This is a genomic window from Paraburkholderia sp. IMGN_8 (genome assembly GCF_038050405.1).
Classification (GTDB): Bacteria; Pseudomonadota; Gammaproteobacteria; order Burkholderiales; family Burkholderiaceae; genus Paraburkholderia.
On record NZ_CP150901.1, the window covers coordinates 3,641,210 to 3,659,103 of the forward strand.

12 protein-coding genes are annotated in these 17,894 nt (G+C 64.4%); 7 read left to right on the forward strand and 5 right to left on the reverse strand.

Annotated features, from left to right (window positions below):
• Positions 1-2: 2 nt before the first annotated feature.
• Positions 3-479 (reverse strand): type VI secretion system tube protein Hcp, encoded by a 477-nt coding sequence (locus WN982_RS37495; RefSeq protein WP_341317011.1) that lies wholly within the window; start codon positions 477-479, stop codon positions 3-5.
• A 198-nt stretch (positions 480-677) separates the two neighbouring features.
• On the opposite strand from WN982_RS37495, the gene WN982_RS37500 reads away from it, so the two are divergent.
• The 7 genes from WN982_RS37500 to WN982_RS37530 all read left to right on the forward strand — a co-directional run bounded on the left by WN982_RS37500 (position 678) and on the right by WN982_RS37530 (position 9,893).
• Positions 678-1,277: a type VI secretion system tube protein Hcp gene (locus WN982_RS37500; RefSeq protein ID WP_341317012.1), complete on the forward strand. Its 600-nt coding sequence runs from the start codon at positions 678-680 to the stop codon at positions 1,275-1,277.
• A gap of 33 nt (positions 1,278-1,310) precedes the next feature.
• Positions 1,311-1,817 carry a type VI secretion system baseplate subunit TssE gene (gene tssE, locus WN982_RS37505; protein ID WP_341317013.1) on the forward strand — a complete coding sequence of 169 codons (507 nt, stop codon included), beginning with the start codon at positions 1,311-1,313 and terminating at the stop codon, positions 1,815-1,817.
• Between the two features lie 19 nt (positions 1,818-1,836).
• Entirely contained in the window at positions 1,837-3,723 is a 1,887-nt protein-coding gene (tssF, locus tag WN982_RS37510) for a type VI secretion system baseplate subunit TssF (protein WP_341317014.1), read from the forward strand.
• Positions 3,699-4,820 carry a type VI secretion system baseplate subunit TssG gene (gene tssG, locus WN982_RS37515; protein ID WP_341317015.1) on the forward strand — a complete coding sequence of 374 codons (1,122 nt, stop codon included), beginning with the start codon at positions 3,699-3,701 and terminating at the stop codon, positions 4,818-4,820. Before tssF ends, tssG begins: the two co-directional genes overlap by 25 nt.
• Before the next feature lie 104 nt (positions 4,821-4,924).
• Positions 4,925-7,609 (forward strand): type VI secretion system ATPase TssH, encoded by a 2,685-nt coding sequence (gene tssH / locus WN982_RS37520; RefSeq protein WP_341317016.1) that lies wholly within the window; start codon positions 4,925-4,927, stop codon positions 7,607-7,609.
• A gap of 27 nt (positions 7,610-7,636) precedes the next feature.
• The gene (gene tagH, locus WN982_RS37525) at positions 7,637-9,076 is read left to right on the forward strand and encodes a type VI secretion system-associated FHA domain protein TagH (RefSeq protein WP_341317017.1); all 1,440 of its coding nucleotides are present in this window, start codon (positions 7,637-7,639) and stop codon (positions 9,074-9,076) included.
• A 37-nt stretch (positions 9,077-9,113) separates the two neighbouring features.
• Positions 9,114-9,893, forward strand: a complete 780-nt coding sequence (locus WN982_RS37530; protein WP_341317018.1) for a PP2C family serine/threonine-protein phosphatase — start codon at positions 9,114-9,116, stop codon at positions 9,891-9,893.
• Between the two features lie 34 nt (positions 9,894-9,927).
• Here WN982_RS37530 and tssC read toward each other — a convergent pair whose 3' ends face one another.
• From tssC to WN982_RS37550, 4 genes are all read right to left on the reverse strand, one after another.
• Positions 9,928-11,433, reverse strand: coding sequence for a type VI secretion system contractile sheath large subunit (gene tssC, locus WN982_RS37535; protein WP_341317019.1), 1,506 nt, complete (start codon positions 11,431-11,433; stop codon positions 9,928-9,930).
• Positions 11,434-11,475: 42 nt separating this feature from the next.
• Positions 11,476-11,985, reverse strand: a complete 510-nt coding sequence (gene tssB / locus WN982_RS37540) for a type VI secretion system contractile sheath small subunit (RefSeq protein ID WP_341317020.1) — start codon at positions 11,983-11,985, stop codon at positions 11,476-11,478.
• 94 nt (positions 11,986-12,079) lie between these two features.
• Positions 12,080-13,141, reverse strand: coding sequence for a type VI secretion system protein TssA (gene tssA / locus WN982_RS37545; protein ID WP_341317021.1), 1,062 nt, complete (start codon positions 13,139-13,141; stop codon positions 12,080-12,082).
• A 15-nt stretch (positions 13,142-13,156) separates the two neighbouring features.
• Positions 13,157-17,890 (reverse strand): filamentous hemagglutinin N-terminal domain-containing protein, encoded by a 4,734-nt coding sequence (locus tag WN982_RS37550; RefSeq protein WP_341317022.1) that lies wholly within the window; start codon positions 17,888-17,890, stop codon positions 13,157-13,159.
• Between the last annotated feature and the right edge of the window lie 4 nt (positions 17,891-17,894).

Sequence of the window (17,894 nt, forward strand, 5' to 3'; positions counted from 1 at the left end):
GCTCAGCGAATTTCCGTACTCTTGACGTTCCAGCCGAACTTGCTCGAGGCGCCCACAGCGCCCGTATCGTCCTGCGGCTTGTATTCAAACTCGATGTCGTGGAAAGTCAGAGACACGGTCTCGGACATCCCTCCGCCCGTCGCCCCGCCGTGCGACACAGAAGTTACCATCACCTGCTTCATGGCGACGGTGAGAAATTCCTTTTGTCCTTCGCCCGCCTTGCAGACGGTCAGCTTCGCGTTAGCAATGTGTTTCCCCGACGCGCAACACTTCGCCAGCACCGTAGACGACTTGTCGTATTCGTGAACGAAAATGAGTTCGTTTGGTGTCGCTTTGCCGACTCCGCTGCCGCCCCCCACCGTGGAACTACTGGCGTTCTGGACGCCCCATTGCCACGACTGCACTTCGATTTGTCCTTCTGCGCCCTTGTGTTTCGATTCGCCTTCGATGCCATCCATTTTCAGATAGCAATCGATCACGCCAATGACTCCCATGACTCGCTCCTCGTGATATGTCGATGACCCAGCGTCCCGTGGCGACGTTGTTAGGTAAACGAAACGCCGGGCGCATTTTTAAAAAGGGCGTGGTCTTCAAAATCGCATGCCGCCGACCGTCTTAACTTCGATACCGCTCGAATCGGCCACACAAGTAACCACCCCCAAGCGAGGAACATGACGATGCCGAGTTCCGATGCTTCGCCGCAGCAAGCCGCGAGCCGCCTGACGCTGGAGTATCTGTGCCAGTTCGACTCGCTCGCGCTCGTCGCGTCCGACGATATGTTTCTCCACATCATCCCAAAGCGTAGCAACACGCCGCTGAAGGGTGAAGCCCCGCCGCGCGGCGACTGGGAGACGCCGATGCAGATCCATGGCTGGCGCTGGGCCCAGGGCTACGACGCTTACCATCCCGGCCAGGCGCTCAATGCGAACGACATGCGCGTGACCGATCTCGCCGTGATCAAGGCGGTCGACGCGGCTTCGCCCGCTATCGCGAAGCTGTGCGCGCAGGCCGAATTGCTCGCGCTGGCGCATATCAAGTGCTTCAAGGCGGGTGGACCGGCCAACGGCGTGCAGATCGAATTCCTGTCGATGAAGCTTGAGGACGCGTATATCCGCAACTACCACGTCTATACGAGTCCTCGGCTCATGAGGGCGTGCGAAGTGTTCGAGGTGTCGGCCCGGTCGCTGACGATGACCTGCGCGCCGCAAACGGAAACCGGCAGCCGCGGCGCGGAGGTGACATTCGCGCTCGACGTAGCGGCACGGCGGGTGACATGATCGGACCCAGCGCGGGGCGTTCAAGGAGCGCTTATGGCCGAACCGAAAGCAACTGACCATCTGCAACCGTCGCTGCTCGACCGGCTGATCGACGACGACCCGCAAAGCCGCGTTGAGGCGGACGGCACGCGCTTCCTGACGAGGCGGACTTTGCGCGCCGCCGTACTTCGCGACCTATCCTGGCTCTTCAACACGACCAATCTCTCGGACGCGATTTCGATCGATCGCTATCCCGTCGCGTATGCGTCGGTGCTGAACTACGGCTTGCCTTGTCTGTCGGGCGGCTTTGCCTCAACGGTCGACGCCGTCGCGCTCGAACAGGCGATTCGCGAGGCAATCGTGCTTTTCGAGCCGCGCATCGCACCTGCGTCGATCGAGATCGAACCGGTACTCGACCGTCCGGTGCTCGACATGCATAACCAGATTTCACTCGTGATAAGGGGCCTCCTGTGGGCGCAGCCGGCGCCGCTCGAATTCGTGCTGCGTACGCAGATCGACCTCGAGGAAGGCGGTATCACGTTGACCGAGCTGCCACGTTGATTCTCCACGAAGCCACGACATGGACCCACGTCTGCTCAGGCACTACAACACCGAACTGACGCACCTGCGCGAGATGGGCGCGGAGTTCGCCCAGCAGTTCCCGAAGATCGCTGCGCGTCTCGACATGAGCGGCTTCGATATCTCGGACCCGTATGTCGAACGGCTGCTCGAAGGAACCGCGTTTCTCGCCGCGCGCGTGCAACTGAAGCTCGAAGAAGAATTCCCCCGTTTCACCCAGCATCTGATGCAGGTCGTGCTGCCGCAAGCGGTCTGTCCCACGCCGTCGATGCTGATCGCGCGGCTCGCTCCCGATCTGGCCAACCCAAACCTGGCCGCTGGATTCACGGTGCCGCGCCACACCGCGCTTATTGCAACTCACGTCGCCGGCGACGCAAGCGCCTGCGAGTTCAGAACCGGCGCGGACCTGACCCTTTGGCCGATCGAGCTGACCGAGGCAAGGTATCTGGCCCAGGTGCCCGATCTTCCGCTCGCGACGCTGTCGGGCACGCGCTCGCTGGCAAAGCGAGTGAAGGGCGCGTTGCGTCTGCGTCTGTCAGCGGCGGAAGGATTGACCTTCGACACGCTCAGTCTCGACAGCTTGCGCCTCTACTTCACGGGCGGCGACGACACCGCCTACAAGCTCTTCGAGTTCGTTACCGGCAGCGCGCTCGCCGTCGTGATCTCGACGCCGCAGCGTCCCGCTTCCCACACCGACACGCTGCCTGGCGAAGCAATCGGCTGCGCTGGCTTCGGCGACGACGAAGCCCTCCTGCCAGTCACGCCGAACGCATTCCAAGGCTACCGGCTTCTGCACGAATATTTCGCGTTCGCGCCGCGCTTTCGTTTTGCCGTAATCGATGGCCTGTCAGGCGTGCTGCCGTCTTTCCCGTCGCGTGAGATCGAACTGACGATCCTGCTCGCCACGGGCGACACGACGCTCGAACGCGTTGTCTCGCGCGAACACGTGTTGCTCGACTGCGTGCCCGCAATCAACCTGTTCCCCAAGCACGCAGACCGCGCGTTCTTATCGGACGGCGTCGCGGAGTTTCATGTCGTACCGGACCGGACCTGCCCGCTCGACTTCGAGGTGCATACGGTAACGGCAGTCGCCGGATACGGTACGGGCGGCGATAGCGAGCAAACGTTCCATCCCTTTTATGGGGATTTTCTCGCCGACCGGCCCGAAGACGCGGCCTATTTCAGCGTGCGACGCGAGCCGCGCGTCGTGCCTGTCGAGCGCAAGCGCAGCGGCTATCGCACCGAATATGTGGGCAGCGAAGTCTTCGTGTCCATCGTCGATCCGAAGGAGGCGCCGTACCGCGGCGACTTGCGGCAGCTCGCCTTCGAGACCCTCTGCACCAATCGCGATCTGCCGCTGCTGATGCCGCACGGCGGCGCGCAAAGCGACTTCACGCTCGACATCGCGGCGCCCGTGGCGTCCGTCCGCTGCGTGACGCGGCCGTCGCCACCCGCAGCGCCCTGTCTCGATACGGGCCTCGGCTGGCGGCTCGTCGATCAATTGTCGCTGCACTATCTGTCCCTCTACGACGGCGACGCCCACGAGGGCGCCGCCGCGCTGCGCTCGTTGCTGACGCTGCACGTGCCGGCCAACGACGAAGTGAGCCGTCGGCAGATCGCGGGTGTCCTCTCCGTGCGCGCGACGCCGGTCGTGCGGCGGCTGCCGATGCCGGGTCCCATCGCATTCGGACGTGGTCTACAGATCGAACTCGATGTGGAGGATATGGCATTTCAGGGCGGCAGCGCGTACCTGCTCGGCTGCGTGCTCGACCGCTTTTTTGCGCGCTACGTATCGATCAACGCGTTCGTGCAGACGGTCCTGCGCACGACGGCACGCGGCGAGATCCTTCGCCTCCCCCCGCGATGCGGAACCCGTCCGATTCTCTGAGTCCGCCGGCCGACGAGCCGCCCGCGGCAGACGCCCTCTCGCCGGACGAAATCGCACAGGCGCGCGCGCTCGACAGGCTCTTTGACCAGGTGGCGGCCGCGCCGCACCACTACGACTTCTTTCAGTTGATGCGCCGCGTCGAGGCGCTCACACCACATCTGCCGCGTCTTGGCGCGGCATCGCGCCCGGCCGACGAACCGCTCCGCCTCGCTCAAGACGTATCGCTTGCCTTCGCGCCCGCGCCGCTCGCCGCGCTGACGCGCACGGGCGAACAAGGCCACACTGGCGCGCCGCGGCTGGCACAGCGCTTTTTCGGCCTGCTCGGGCCGAACGGCCCGTTACCGCTACATCTGACCGACTTTGCCCGCGAGCGCATCCTGCACCACGGCGACGCGACCTTCCCGCGCCTGCTCGATATGCTGTCGCATCGCTTTCTGCTGCTGTTCTATCGCGCATGGTCGCAGGGGCGTCCGGCCAACAGCCTCGATCGTGCCGACAACGACCGCTTCGCGTTCTACGTCGGTTCTCTGATCGGTCTCGCGGACGATGCCTGTCATCGGCGCGATGCGGCATCCGATCTCGCGAAGCTTCACTTCGCCGGATTGCTCAACATGCAGACGCGACCGCTGGCAGTGCTCGAAGCGCTCGTAAGCGCCGTGCTGCGCGTGCCGGTACGTGTCGAGCCGTTTTGCGGACACTGGATGGCTCTCGAACGCGCGGAACGCACCGTTCTGCATGCGCGACACCTCGGAGCACGCCCGGCCACCGCGCGCCTCGGCAGCGGCGCCGTGCTGGGTGCGCACGTCTGGGACCGGCAGCACAAGTTTCGTCTCGCGATCGGGCCGCTGTCGCTCGCGCAATACGAGGCGTTTCTTCCCGGCGGCGCCGCGCTCGCCCCGCTCGTCGCGCTGGTGCGCCAGCATCTGAATCGCGAGCTCGTATGGGACGCGAAGCTGGTGCTGCGCGCGAGCGACGTGCCCACGGCGAGGCTCGGCCGATACGGCCGTCTCGGTTACTCGGCGTGGCTCGTGCACCACAAGCGCCACGCCGATGCCGCCAACCTCGCGCTCGACGCGGACGTGCATGTGCGGCCCTGACGTTCCGACCCTCCGGCGCTTTCAAAAAAGTCGCCCGCAAAGCCGTCTTATCAAATGGCGGCATGCCCCGGCGCCGCTCGTCCCTTGATCACGGAGCCTTCACGATGGCGGAAATCAGTCGTGTCGCCTTGTTCAGCAAGCTCGATCCGCTAGGCTACAAGTCCGTCGAAAGCGCAACCGTGCTGTGCAAGCTGCGCGGCAACCCCTACGTCGAACTGGAGCACTGGCTGATGCAGATCGTGGAAACGCCAGGCTCCGATCTGCAAAGGCTTATCAGCCACTACAACATCGATGCGGCCGTGCTCGCGCGCGACATGACGGCATCGCTCGACCGCCTGCCCCGCGGCGCCACGTCGATCTCCGATATTTCGGAGCACATCACCGACGCGATCGAGCGCGGCTGGGTCTATGGCACGCTGATGTTCGGCGCGACGCAGGTGCGTAGCGGGCACCTGATGGTCGGCATCCTCAAGACGCCGCGGCTGCGCAATGTCGTGCTTGGCATCTCGCGCCAGTTCGAGCGCATCAAACTTGAAGACTTCTCGGACAATTTCGCGCGCATCTTGGCCGGCTCGGCAGAGAACACTGCCGAACAACCGTCCACCGGACAGGCAGAGCGCGCCGCCGGGTCCGACCCCGCGCCCGCGAGCATGGGCAGGCAGGATGCGCTGAAGAAATACGCAACAGACCTCACCGACAAGGCTCGCAACGGCAAGATCGATCCAGTCAGCGGACGCGACGAGGAGATTCGCCAGATCGTCGACATCCTGATGCGGCGGCGCCAGAACAATCCGCTCCTCACCGGTGAAGCGGGCGTCGGCAAGACGGCGGTGGTCGAGGGCTTCGCGCAGCGTCTCGTGCGCGGCGACGTTCCGCCGCCGCTGCAGGGCGTGACGCTGATGTCGCTCGATCTCGGCTTGCTGCAGGCCGGCGCAAGCATGAGGGGCGAATTCGAACAGCGGCTCAGGCAAGTGGTTGAAGAGGTCGAAGCAAGCCCTTCACCGATCATTCTTTTCATCGACGAGATTCATACGCTGATCGGCGCGGGCGGGTCGGCCGGCACGGGCGACGCGGCCAATCTGCTCAAGCCCGCGCTAGCGCGCGGCGATCTGCGCACGATCGGCGCGACGACCTGGGCCGAGTACAAGAAGTACATCGAGAAGGATCCGGCGCTCACGCGGCGTTTTCAGGTTGTGCAGGTCCACGAGCCAGACGAGGCGAAAGCCGTGCGGATGCTGCGCGGCATCGCCTCGGTGCTGGAGTCCCATCATCGCGTGCAATTGCTTGATGAAGCGATTGAGGCCGCCGTGCGGCTCTCGCATCGCTACATTCCGGCACGGCAATTGCCGGACAAGGCGGTGAGCCTGCTCGACACGGCCTGTGCGCGCGTCGCCATCAGTCAGCACGCGACGCCGCCCCAAGTCGACGACTGCCGCCGCAGAATCGAGGCACTCGACATCGAAGCGGGCATCGTCGAACGCGAGGCGAGCATGGGCGTGGATGTCGGGACTCGGACGTTGGACGTGTCCGAAGCACTCGCCCGCGAGCATCTGGCGCTCGAAGGGCTGGAGGCGCGCTGGAACGAAGAAAAGGGAGTGGTCGACGAGTTGCTGTCCGTGCGCGCCGCGTTGCGCGCGAGCGGCGGGCCGGTCGACATGGAAGCGCCCGCGGAGGGCGCCGAGGCCAAAGCGCCCGCTGACCGCGACTCGCTCCTTGCCCGCCTCGCCGAGCTGAAAATCCGTCTCGCCGAGCTGCAAGGGGAGGCCCCGCTGATCCTGCCGAGCGTCGATGCCGCCGTGATCGCTTCCGTCGTCGCCGACTGGACCGGCATCCCGGTCGGCCGCATGGTCAGGAACGAGATGGCCGCGATCCTGAACCTCGCCGAGACGCTCGACCGGCGCGTGATCGGCCAACGCCACGCGCTCAACATGATCGCGAAGCGCATTCAAACCTCGCGCGCGCGTCTGGACAACCCCGACAAGCCGATCGGCGTTTTCATGCTGTGCGGCACGTCGGGCGTCGGCAAGACGGAGACTGCGCTCGCACTCGCCGAAGCCCTCTACGGTGGTGAGCAAAACGTCATCACCATCAACATGAGCGAGTTTCAGGAAGCGCATACCGTCTCGACACTCAAGGGTGCGCCGCCGGGCTACGTCGGTTATGGAGAAGGCGGCGTCCTCACCGAGGCGGTGCGTCGCCGCCCTTACAGCGTGGTGCTGCTCGACGAGGTCGAAAAAGCGCATCCCGACGTGCACGAAATCTTCTTCCAGGTCTTCGACAAGGGCTGGATGGAAGACGGCGAGGGCCGCTACATCGACTTCAAGAACACGATCATCCTGCTCACGTCGAATGTCGGTTCGGAACTCATTATGCGGATGTGCCGTGATCCGAAAAATATCCCCGCGCCCGATGTGCTCGCCACCGCGCTGCGCGAGCCGCTTCTCGGCGTGTTTCCGGCAGCGTTGCTCGGCCGTGTCGTCACGGTACCGTACTACCCGCTTTCCGACGCGATGATGGCGAACATCGTGCGCCTGCAACTGGAACGCATCCGCCACCGCATTGCGGACAATCACGGCGTTCCGTTCGAGTACGACGACGACGCAGTCAAGCTCATCGTGTCGCGCTGCACGGAGGCCGAATCGGGTGGCCGCGTGATCGATGCACTGCTTACCAACACGGTCCTGCCCCGCATTTCCACCGAATACCTGACGCGGCTGACCGAGGGTGGCGCACTCAGGCGCATCCGTCTGTCGGCGACGGCAGGCGACTTCCTCTACGAGTTCGACTGAAGCTGCGCCGCGCGGGGAGTCCATTCGATGCTGACGCTGACTGTGACACGCTTCAATGGCAAGCCCCCCGCGCAACCGCTCGCAGCCACTTTCGACACGGCGGGCGGAACGATCGGCCGCGCGGAGTCGAACAGGCTCGTGCTCGAAGACGTGGAACGCACCGTGTCGCGCGTGCACGCACAGATCGTGTGGCGCGACGGGCAGTACCGGTTGATCGACCGCGGCAGCAATCCGGCACTCGTGAATGGCACACCGCTCGAGCCTGGCCAGGAAATCGTCATGACGGATGGCGACGAGGTGCAGATCGGCGGCTATGAGTTGCGTGCCGCTGTCGACGGCGGCGACATGCCGGCAAGCATGAGCAGCGATCCGTTCGCGGACATCTTCGGCGAGCCGTCGCACGATCCTCGCGCCGCGCACGACCCGGACGGCCTCGACGACCTGCTGCGTCCGTCGACCGGGCGAGCCGAACCGGCACTGCAATCACGCGCGCCGCCCCCTCTTCTGCCCGACGACTTCGATCTCGGCCTTGCCGATCCCGCGGCGAACCGGACGATCGACGAACTGTTCGATCTCGGGCCAGCTTCCGATCTCGCGACAAATGACAGCGGCGACGCGAGGCGTTCGCCGCTGTTCGGCGCATCGCCGATCGACGACCCGCTCGCGGCGCCCAACACCTCGCGCGACAGCGATCCGTTCGCGAGCCTCAGCGCATCGGCCCGTTCCGATGCGCCGCCGCCCACGCTGCCTGATCGCGGGTCCGAGCTGCACAGCGCGTTTCCTCTGCCGCGTATGCGCTCGGGGCCGCAGGAAGATCTGCAGCAGCCACCCGACGCGCTGGCGCCTAGGCTCCCGGAACGCGCCGCCGACGATCACGCACTCCTCGACGCTTTCCTACGCGGCCTCGACGCGCCAGGCGTCCGCGTCGACTCGCTCACGCCAGCCTTCATGCAGCTGGTCGGCGCATTGCTGCACGAGGCGACTCAAGGCACGCTCGACCTGCTCGTCGCGCGGGCGGCAATGAGACGCGAAATGCGCACCGATGCAACAATGATCGCCGCCACCGGCAACAACCCGCTGAAGTTCTCGCCGAACGTCGAAACCGCGCTTGGGCACCTGCTGAATCCTCCATCACGCGGCTTCATGCCTGGCACCGACGCGCTATCGGACGCCTACGACGACCTGCGCGCGCACCAGGTCGGCTTCATCGCAGGCATGCGCGCCGCGCTCGAGGGCGTGTTTGAACGCTTCGAGCCGACGAAAATCGAAGCGCGCCTCACGCAACATTCGCTGCTCGATGCCTTGCTGCCGCAAATAAACCACCGCGCGCGCTGCTGGGACCTCTTTTCCGATTTGTACAGCCAGCTTTCGCACGAAGCCGCCGACGACTTTCATGCGCTCTTCGGCAAGGCGTTCGTCGCCGCATATGAAGCGCAGATCGACCGCCTGAAACAGCACAAGTCTTGAACCACGTCCAATCACGCGGAGTTCGCAGGAGGACATCGTGCAACTGCAAACGGCAAGCGTGAGCGATGCGGGCGGCCGAAGCCGCAACGAGGACGCCTACGGCGAATGGCGGCGCGGCTCTGTGCTGGCCTGCGTGGTCGCCGATGGCGCGGGCGGGCACGGCGGTGGAGACGCGGCGTCGCGCATCGCGGTCGACACGGTGCTCGCTGAACTCGAGCGCGTCGCCACCGCGGGACTCGCGTTGAATGCACCGGGCCTGATGCGGATTCTGCTGCGGGCAAACGACGCGATCATCGATGCGCAGGAAACCGGCAGCGGACTGGAACACATGCGTTCGACGGCGGCGCTGCTCGCCATTGACGAGAATACGCAGTCGGCAGCGTGGGCGCATTGCGGCGACACGCGTCTCTATTGTTTTCGCAACGGCGCGACCAGGGTCCAGACGCAAGACCACAGCCTCGTGCAAAGCATGCTCGACGCGAAGCTCTTGCCCAGCCAGGATGTGCGCCATCATCCGCGCCGCAACGTGCTGTTTTCCGCGCTTGGCACGCCGGACGACCTGGCGATTGCCGTATCCGGCGAGCCTTTCGCGCTCGCCGATGGCGACGCGTTCCTGCTTTGTACGGACGGCTTCTGGGAGTATGTGGACGAGGCCACAATGATCGACGCGATCGGCCGCGCGAACTCACCTTCGGTGTGGCTCGAACGGCTGGCCGCCGGGCTGCGCAGGAACGCCAGCCCCGGACACGACAACTTCACCGCAACGGCGGTGTGGATCGGTGAGCCGCAGCAGGCGACGATCCTGCTCACGCGATGAAACGCCGCGAAGGTCTGCCGCTACCCGGACGGCGTCAGGCGGCCGCCTTCGCGGACGGCAGACGCGACACGAGCCGCAGCGAAACCGTCAATCCTTCGAGCTGGTAGTGAGGGCGCAGATAGAACACCGACGTGTAGTAGCCCGGCGCGCCCTCCACTTCCTGGACCTTCACCTCGGCCGCTGCGAGCGGCTTTTGCGACTTGGTGTGCTCCGACGAGTTGGCCGGATCGCCGTCGACGTATTGCGTGATCCAGCGGTTCAGCCAGCTCTCCATGTCGGAGCGCTCCTTGAAGGTGCCGATCTTGTCGCGCACGATACACTTCAGGTAATGCGCGAAGCGGTTGCATGCGAACAGATACGGCAGTCGCGCGGCGAGCGCCGCGTTGGCCGTGGCGTCGGGGTCTTCGTATTCGAAAGGCTTTTGCAGCGACTGCGCGCCAATGAAGGCTGCAAGGTCCGAATTCTTCCGGTGAATGAGCGGCATGAAGCCGTTCTTCGCCAGTTCTGCCTCGCGGCGGTCGGAAATCGCGATCTCGGTTGGACATTTCATGTCCACACCGCCGTCGTCGGTGGGAAACGTATGCACCGGCAACCCTTCGACCGCGCCGCCCGACTCCACGCCGCGAATCCGCGAACACCAGCCGTAGAGCTTGAACGAGCGGTTGATATTGACCGCCATCGCATAGGCCGCATTGGCCCACGCGTACTTGCTGTGATCGGCCGAGCCCGTATCTTCCTCGAAATCGAATTCATCGACGGGACTCGTGCGCGCGCCATACGGCACCCGCGCGAGAAAGCGTGGCATCGCGAGGCCAATGTAGCGGGCATCTTCCGATTCGCGCAGCGAACGCCAGCTCGCATATTCCGGCGTGCCGAAGATCTTGGTCAGATCGCGTGGATTGGCAAGCTCCTGCCACGAATCCATCTGCAGGAGACCTGGATCGGCCGCAGCGATGAACGGCGCGTGAGCCGATGCTGCCACCTTCGACATTTCGCCGAGAAGTTCGACGTCGGGCGGATTCTGATTGAAGTAGTAGTCGCCAACGATCGCGCCGAACGGCTCGCCGCCGAACTGGCCGTATTCCTCTTCGTAGATACGCTTGAAGAGGGGGCTCTGGTCCCACGCGATACCCTTGTAGCGCTTGAGTGTCTTGCCCAGGTCCTTCTTCGAGATGTTCATCACGCGGATCTTGAGCATCTCCTCCGTTTCGGTGTTGTTGACGAGGTAATGCAACCCTCGCCACGAACCTTCGAGCTTCTGGAAGTCGGGATGATGCAGGATCTCGTTGACCTGTTCCGTAAGCTTCGCGTCGATCTCGGCAATCATGCTCTGGATCGTGCGGATCGCGTCCCCGGAGATCAACTGGCTTTTGGAAAGTGCCTGCTGCGCGAGCGTCTGCACCGCGGTCTGCACGGCGGTCATTGCTTCGTCGCTCTTTGGGCGGAACTCCTTGTTCAGAAGCGCGGCGAGATCGCTGCCTTCGAGCGTTGCGCCCGGCTGCTCTGCCGGCGTTTCGGAGGATTTCGGAATATCAGACATGTTCGTTTCCCTTCAAGGGGATGCCGCCGGCGAAGCCGGGACTCATTCGGCCGCAGCCGCCGGTTTTTGCTGGGCGCTCGCGAGCGTCTGGAGCAGCGTCGGGTCTTCGAGCACGCGAGCGATCAATTCCTCTGCGCCCGTCTTGCCGTCCATGTAGGTAACGAGGTTGGCCAGTTGCGTGCGCGCCTCCAGCAGCTTGTTGAGCGCGTCGACCTTGCGGGCGACGGCGGCCGGCGAGAAGTCGTCCATGTTCTCGAAGGTGACATCGACGCTGAGGTTCCCCTCGCCGGTCAACGTGTTCGGCACCTGGAAAGCGACGCGCGGGTTCATCGCCTTCATGCGGCTGTCAAAATTGTCGATATCGATTTCCTGGAACTTGCGCTCGCCGACGGGTGGCAGCGGGTCGGCGGGCTTGCCCGACAGATCGGCCAGCACACCCATGACGAACGGCAACTGGATCTTGCGCTCGCTGCCGTAAGTCTCGACGTCGTATTCGATCTGCACGCGCGGCGCGCGATTGCGGCCGATGAACTTTTGACTGCTCGTTGCCATAACCCCTCCCTGCGTGTTCGAGACTCACCTTTCTAAGACGATTGGGCGGCCGTCGATTGAAAAGCCGCGGTGCGCGGATGTTCCGGCTGACGCGTCATTCGGGCTCCTTGCCCACGATCTGATGAATTTGCGCGAGGCTGTCGGGCGCGAGATCCTGCATGATCGCAATGAAGTCCTTGCCCATCAGCGCCCGCGCTCGCCGGATGAGCAGCGGCGCGGGATTGGTCGGCTCGGTACGTTCGAGAAAGGCGCAGACGGCGTCGAGCAGCGCGATTGCGTCCTCACGCGTCGCCAGTTGGCCGGTGCCCTGGGCGGGCAGCAATTCCGTCTTCCGGACTGCCGGCACGCCGGCAGCATTGGCGCCGACGGCATTAGCGGGCTGCGCGTTCTCGTCGGGTTGCCGTGCAGGGACGCTGTTCACAGCCACGGAACGGCACACGCCGGCGACGCTCTGCGCGATGCCCATCATCATCGTGAGGCTCGGCGCGTCCTGTGCGCCGAAGCGTCCGGTCATCTGGTTCGCCAGTTCCTCGACGGCCTTTGGCAAGGCCAGCGCGTCAGCGAGCGCCACCGGTTCGCGCTCGATTGCCTTGCCAAGCACGCCCTGAACGAATTGAAGCGTTAACGTGCGCTCGCCTGCGGGTGCGGCAAGCTTGCCGAGCGCGATCAGGATGTCGCGCACGGTAAGCCTGTCTCCGGGCACGCGGCAGACTTCGGCTGCGCGAAGATCATGAAGGAGCGTCGAGCGATCGTCGAACGGCGTGTACGGGTCCGCGAGCGCCGCGAGCGCGTTCACCCGCAAGGCGGGGCTGTTGTCGTCGTCGGCGTCGAGTGGCGGATACAGGCCGTCCCAGTGGCGTTCGAGCAAGCCGAGCAGAACGCGCAGGCCCGCGTGAAAACCGCCGATCCCGGCCACGTGCGACGCAGCCCGTGTGTACGAGAGCGCAAGGCGCAAGTCCTTCGACCGGTCGAGCAGCGCGGCAGCGCGCTCCATGATGTCGCGCCAGGGAGGCTCCTCGCCCGCCTCCTCGAACTGGCGCTCCGGCTTGTCGCTCGCGAGCGCTTCGAGTTCGAGGAAATCGGCGTCGTATTCCAGATCGACGCCGCACGGCGGCATCGATCGGGTTTCGGCAAGCAGCGGTTCCACATCGAGCATCAACAGTCTCCGCGACTAGAACTCGTCGCAGCCGTGCTGGCCGTTGACGACAAGGCAACTGTTCAGGTTGGGCCGCGAGCGCACCCGCTTCCATTCGACCGCCAGCGCGTCGGCCGCGCCTTCCGGCTGTTGAAGCGCGAGGATAGGTTCGTTCGAACCGACGCAGATATGGATGCCGCCGAGGTTGCTCTCATAGACGAAGCTCTGCTCCTGCGCGGTAAAGAGCGGCTGCAGGCCGGAGCGGTTGAAGATCTGCCCCTTGAGCGGAAGTGGGGCGACGGTCAATGTGCCTGGCACGATCGTCAGGTTGTAACCGACCAGCGACGAGAACGTGCCGCTGATCGGATATTGCCCGACCGGCGAGCCCGGGTTTCCCGGCGTGCTGAGCGGGCCGGCGAATACGACGCCGTCTGCGGTATCGCCATTGATCAGGCCGGTGACCGTGAACGTAAACGCAGGATTGCCGTTTCCATAGAAGCGGCTGCCGTTGCCGATGGTGATCGTGAGCGTCGGTTGCGCCGCATAGACATAATGGTTGCTGTCGAGCGGGACGGTCCCACCCCAGCTGCAGGTTCCCGGGAAAATGCAGCCGTAGTAGTCCGGCCTCAGACCACCCGGATTCAGGCCGCCGCGCGTCTCGCCCTGCCAGCTCGCTTCCCAGATGTGCCACGCGTTGCCTGCGGTAAGGATGCCGCCGCCTAAGTTGTCGAACTCGCTGTTTTCCATGACGAGGTCGATCGTGCCGCCCGCGTTCACGCTCGTTGGCGTTCCCGGAACGCCCAGCGATATCCCGCCGTTCAGCGATTGCGCCTGGAGACTGCCGCTCAGTGATGAATTCGTGCCATGGATGGTCGTCACGGTGCCTGTTGTTGAATCATAGGTCTGCGTCACCAGCGGTCCAATGTCGAAGCTGCCCGGATTCGAGAACGTCACGTTTTGCGCACCGACGATCGCGAGCGTGCCGACGTCATTGCCTGGATCCGTCAGCGTGTAACTGGTGTTTCCGGCGAGCATCAGACCCGCTGCCTGGATGCCGTTCGGGTCGGTCACGGGGCCGGCTGACGAGAGCGTCAGCGTATGACCTGGCATCGATACGCCGAACGGCAGGGCGATACCCTGGCTTCCTGTGGCCGGGTTGGCGAGGGTCAGGTTGCTGGCGACGGTCGGCCGCTGAGGCTGCGCGCACGAGGCGGCATTGCCAGCGCAAGTGCCTTCGACAGTGATGGGACCGGTTTGGGTCGTCGAGCCGAGCACGAGCGTTTGCAGCGTGGGGGAGATCGTTTGATAGGTCGCCGGGTCGATGTTGAGGCCCGCCGTGGTACTGCTTCCGAACAACGTGATCGGCACGCGGTTTTGCGCGATCACGGCGAAGGTCGACTTGTCGACCGAAGCCGGCGCGAAGACCAGCACGCCGCCCGGCGCCTTGATCGACGACGCGGGGTCGATGGAAATCGACGACGAGTTCGTGCTGTTGCTTGCGGCACGCAGGATGATCGTGCCACCAGTGTCCGTCGAGACGGTTGTGCCGATGAGTTCAAGACCCGCAGCCACCGATGGAGCCGAGCCCGCGATGGAGACGCCGTCCGGTGCGCCGCTCGCAGCGATCTGAGCGCCGTTGATCGACACGCCGGGAAAAAACTGAAACTGGTCGAGACTTGACCCTGTCACGGTCTCGCCATTCGTGACACCGCGTATGTCGACAATTCCGTTGTGCGCAAACACGCCGACCGGAAATTGGGATCCCCCCAGGATCGACACGCCCTCGTAGCCGTTACCGCTGCCGAAGATCTGAACGCCCCCCTGTCTTGCGTCGATGACCGCAGAGCCAGTTATTGACACGCCGAAGCCAAAGACATTGTCTGGCGACGCTGAACCTTCGATGGTTAGCTGATTAGCAACGAAGGTCACCGGACCGGTGCCGCCAATATCGACGCCGTCGCCGAACTGTCCCGGCCCCCCCAATGTTGCTGTGGCGGGTACCACGCCAACAATAGAGAGGTTGTTGCCCGCAGAAATCGTCGCCGGCCCGCTGATCACGACACCTTTGCTTTGCAGCTCGCCGACTCTCCTCGTGGAACTGGCCGCCGTACCGTTGATGCCAACCGAGTTGGAAGACGAAGCGATCGTCGTCGTGGCGGAAATGTCAACGCCATCGCCCTGCAGCAGGTTGACTGTCCCGCTCGTACTGCCCGCGGAGCCCTGAATAGTTATTCCGCCCGACGTCGAAGAGATCGTCGTGGTTCCGTCGATCACGACGCCGCTGGTCGCGATCTGGTTGACTGCATTCGTGGAAGTGGCGCCCCCGCCCTGGATGACAATCGCGCCCGAATCGGTGGCGATCGTCGTCGGGCCGGTAATCTGAACGCCGTTGCCGGTCACCGCTCCGACAGGGTTCGGGGACGTGCCCGTCGAGGAACTTGCCGTGCCAGAGATGGTGATCGCGCCCCCTGACGAGAAGATCGTTGACAACCCCGAGATGTCTACGCCGTCGCCTTTCACTGTAGCGACGGTGTTCGTTGAAGCTCCCGTCGAGGTGGCCGCTGTGCCCTGGATCGTGATCGGGCCCGTCGTCGAGGCGATCGTTGAACCGAGGGTCGTGTTACCACCGATCGTCGTGGTGCCAATGACAACGCCACTCCCCCGCGCGGTCATCGCGTTGCTGGCCACGGGCCCCGACCCGACGATGGCGATTGCGCCGGTCGTCGTCATAATGGTCGTGCCGAGAATCTGGACGCCGCTACCGGAAGCCAGGCCATCAAGATCCGGACTCGTCGGACCTGCACCCTTAATCGTGACGGTGCCGCTTGCGGCCGTGGTATTGGCTACCGACTTCGGGGGCGGCCCGGCGAAAACCCCGCTCGGCGGCGGTGTCCGCGCACGCGTATCGATATTGACATTCGTGAGCGTGACGGGCGCGCTTGTTTGTCCCGCGGAGAGCGGCGTTCCAATCTGGATATAGCCACCATTGGTCCACAACTCCACGGGCTGGGCGACGCTCAGACCCGTCACGTCGATACTGGCAAATTGCTGGGTTTGTACGCCTTTCGCTTCCAGGATGATGTTGAGCGGACCCGGCGTAAGCGTGGCGGACGGCTCATCCGTGATCGAAGGAACCGAATGGGCACTCGTACCATTCATCACGATCGAGCCGCTCGCCTCCAGCGTGAGCGTTGCCGCGGGCCCCATTGTCTTCTGGATCGGCCCGTCCAGAGTAATGTCGCCGAGACGGCTCCCGCTAGGCGTAGTCTGCAAGGTGGAGATAACGACGTTGGTCCCCAGGTTGAGCTGGTGGTCGATGCTTCCGGTGGTGATCTCCGACTGTTGAGCGCTCGAATTGAACATGCCGTTGAATGTCGGATCGACGGTGGTAGGGGCATCGGTGATCAAGACGTCAAACGGATCAAGTACCCACGTCCCCCCCACCCCCTTCGGCGCCGAAGCATTGATCTGCGCCCCTGCCGTATCGAGGTAGTGTCCCGACGTTTCGATCCTGCCGCCATTGCCGCCCTGCGGCCCGCCCATCGCGGACAGCGTGCCGTAAATCCGCGCGGTGTCCGCGCCATACGCGACAAGCTGCCCGCCCGGCCCGCTTACCAGCGCATCCGCGCGCATTTGCGCGGCCGGATCGATCCATATCGCCTGTGCATTGCGAATGTCCGTGTCCGCGCCACCCGGGCCGCCGCCGAAGCGCACCCTGCCGCCGCCCGCGGCTCCGCTCGCGTCGACACGCGTGCCTTTCAACAATGCGACGTCCTGCCCGGTCACGTCGATCTGGCCGCCCGTGAGCCCCGCGCCGCCAGTTGCATCCATCACGCCCGACACTTGCGTCACGCCAACCGGCCCGCCGTCCAGCACGATCCGCCCGTTGCGCTCCGCAATGCTCTGCGCGCGCACCACCCCTTCCTGATTGAGCACCGTGGCGGCAAGCGCATCGGCGCTTTGCACCGACATCAGCACCTGGCCGCCATCGGCGGCAAGCGTGCCCGAGTTGTCGATCAACGCCTGCGCCGCCGGGCCGTTGATTTTCAGCATCGTGAGGCCGTCGCCGGCGAAATCGAGGGTGATATCGCCGCCGGCCCCCAGTGCAACCGTGCCGAGTTTCGCGCTCACTTTGCCGCTGTTATCGACTTGCGCCCCGAGCATCGCGACCGTGCCGCCGGCAGCCGCCTGAATCGAGCCTTTATTGACGACACTGCCCCCCGGTTGCCCAGGCACCGCGACAAAATGATAGTTGCCTGCGAGAAAATCCTTGTCGGAGATGCCGAGCGTCGACGCCACCAGCGATCCAACGTTGACCGACGCCCCCGGCGAAAACAGCACGCCCGCCGGATTGACGAGGAACACCTTGCCGTTTGCATTCAGATGGCCCGCAATCACGCTCGCGTTGCTGCCGAGCACCCGATTGAGCATCATCGCATTCGCATTCGGCTGCTGGATGTTGACCGTCTCATTGCCACCAATCGAAAACCCCTGCCAGTTGACGATCGCGTTGCCCGAGGTCTGCTTGATCGGCAGTGTGTTGTTTGCCGGCGCGCCGATCGCGACATTGCCGTTCACGACCTGTCCGCCCACCGGTAGCGCTCCGGCTTCGGGCGCGATCAGCAGGATCATCAGCGGCAGGAGTGGCATGACGAACTGCTCGCGGGTGGCCACGCCGCTATCGCGCCGCGCCCGCTTCGCCAACTTGCGGCGCGCGCGCTCCTCGGCCCGGCGACGTTGCCGGTCCGGGACGCAGGAAGTGTCGTTCATGTCA